This window comes from Burkholderia sp. (assembly GCF_018375725.1).
GTDB lineage: Bacteria > Pseudomonadota > Gammaproteobacteria > Burkholderiales > Burkholderiaceae > Burkholderia.
Genome location: NZ_JAHACR010000470.1, coordinates 1 through 2,047, shown reverse-complemented (window position 1 = coordinate 2,047; position 2,047 = coordinate 1). Strand labels below are relative to the sequence as shown.

General features: G+C 61.2%; 1 pseudogene. It reads right to left on the bottom strand.

Going from position 1 to position 2,047, the window contains the following annotated elements:
• Positions 1 to 1,305: pseudogene (locus KH616_RS24500) on the bottom strand (hypothetical protein); the annotation flags it as partial.
• Positions 1,306 to 2,047: the final 742 nt, after the last annotated feature.

Here is a 2,047-nt window from a genome sequence, read left to right as displayed (position 1 = left end):
GATCAGCGTTTCCATAAAGCCGATGTCGTACGCTACGCTGCCAGTCAGGGAAATTTGGTGACCGAATTGATATGCGAACTGGTATTTGACCCAGACAGCGATTGCGACGAGCGTCGCTCCGGTCAGCGAATAGCGCAGGAGCGGAGTGATTTCGCCGAACAGGGGCGCCGAGGCGCCGGGCGTCTGGATGCGGGCCGCGGCGTGTAGCGAGATGGCGATCAGCAGCGCGAGGATTCCGCCGCCCATATCGAGCAGCAGCCAGGAGATCGCGAGCGCCCAGATCAGCATCGGCCGCGTACGGATTTCGTGTCTCACCAGCAGAAATGCCGCTGGCCACTGCATCAGCGTCAACAGCCACAGCGTGCGCCACGTTTGCAGCTGGATCCACGCGGCATCCCGGCCGGCCAGATCTGCCACCGTGCTTAGTGCGAGCCCAGCGACGCCGACGAGCGTAAGTTGGGACCACAGCGTCCGGTTTTTCTGGGGCCTCGTCCCGCAAAGTACGGCAGGCAACGCGATTGCCCAGCATGCCTTGCTCCACGCATTGAGGTTCCAGAGCGTTGGAAACAGGGAGGATACGTTGAATCGTGCGACCGCCAGCCATTCCGGATCGAACGGGTGTAGATGGAGCACATTGAATGGCGACAGCTCGATGACGGCAAACGCGACCAGCGCAAACGGCAACAGAGGCCACCATTTCACGCGCGGCATCCAGCCGAGTATGGCGATGGCGAGCGAGACGCCGCCTGTCAGCGGATGTATCGCCGTCGCGACGATGGTGAGTGCGACGGCAATGCCATGACGGCGTTCGAGTGTCGACGCGATTGCCCACAGGCCGAGTGCTTCGGCAGGAAGCCGGGCGGTAAGAAAGCCTTCGTCGTAGGAGAAGATCAGCTCGGCGCCATATTCGGACGGCATACAGGCGACGAGGAACAGGCAAAGCCAATGCCACGGTGCGGGAAGCAGTTTCGTGGCCACGCGCCACATGCCACTCCACCAGAGTGCCTGCGCGGCAATCAGGCACGCGAGATTGCTCGTGCGGAGCCCGAACGCCGAGATGAGTTTCGCGAAGATCCGGCCGTAAATCGTCCAACTGTCCTGGGAGCCAAATTCGAAGAACAGGTCGTGCGGAAAATGAGCAGGATGCATGTTGTACAGCGCCTGTGCGGTGTACAGGATCGCGTCGTGCCGGATGCCCGTATAAGGATGAGTTATCAGGAACAGCACGGCCAGCGAAAGCGCAAGTGCGATGATCGAATGAGGAGGTGTCGCAGTCCGGTCCATGATTGAATGGCGATCATTCATCGAGAATTTCTTCAGTCGGCAATTCAGTCGCCGCGGAACAGATCTTGGGGTTCCGGCGCCGTCGGCAGTGGCCCAATGCCATCTGACGGCGCGAGGACCTTGCGATGAAATGCCGGGTGGCGCTCAGGCTGCGCTTTGCGGCTTGCCGTGCATGGTCGGCACAACGTGGGCGCTCATGCCGGTGGCGTGCAAAGCAGCATGGTGCGATCGTGCGCGTGGAGACGCCTGTCGTATCTCGTCTGTGGTGGATGTCTGTTGGAACGGCTGACATCCGCCGACGACCGGTCCCGGTGCGATTGTTGCGGCATCGCTGCTCGTCCCCGACGAAGCTGCGATCGAGATCGTGAGAGTTCTAGTTTTCATTTTTTCCCCGATGCGCCCTGCCCGGAAGAACCGCCTTTACCCGTGCGCGGGACGCGATCTGTGTCGAAATTTTTGTTTGTGAGCCGGGCACGGCTGACCCAGCGCTTTCGGAGCGAACGCACAGAGCGTGCCACGACCGTCAGTGCGTGCGTTTAGGAGGATGGGGTAGCGTCACCGCATGTCGGAACACGTGTCGTCTCACGAAATGTTTCAACCTTGATACTGTCGGGAATTGCCACATCGGCTCAATAGCCCATCGCGGCGGGGTGCGGATGCCGGCGGCGGATTAGCAACGTCCGGTTTCAATACTGAAGCAGTGACGGGCGAGTACGACGGCGAGAGTGTTTCGGCGCGGGCGACGCGGTGCTGCCGGACGGGC